Raw genomic sequence first — 272 nt, forward strand, 5'->3', positions numbered from 1 at the left:
TGTTTGAGCGTCATGCGCGTGGCATGGTGCTGAATGAAGCCGGGGAAATCTTTGCTCATCACGTGCGCAAAAATATGCTGGATATGGAATACGCGCTGGCAGAAATCAAAGGGCTGAAAGCCGTGCGCCGTACGTTGATTCGGCTGGCCTGTACCGATGGACTGGCCTTTACGCTGCTGCCCCGCATGATTGCCGCCTTTCGGGAAGATAACCCCGGCATTCTTTTTGAAATCAAGGTCGCCAGCCCGCAGGGCGTATCAGAACTGATACGC

Annotated in this window: 1 protein-coding gene; it reads left to right on the plus strand. The window is 54.8% G+C overall.

Going from position 1 to position 272, the window contains the following annotated elements:
- Positions 1-272 (plus strand): LysR family transcriptional regulator (locus tag NR195_RS22755; RefSeq protein WP_256844934.1); only part of this gene is annotated, 272 nt, incomplete at both ends.

This window comes from Pantoea sp. Ft-CA_14 (genome assembly GCF_024520875.1).
Taxonomy (GTDB): Bacteria; Pseudomonadota; Gammaproteobacteria; order Enterobacterales; family Enterobacteriaceae; genus Pantoea; species Pantoea agglomerans.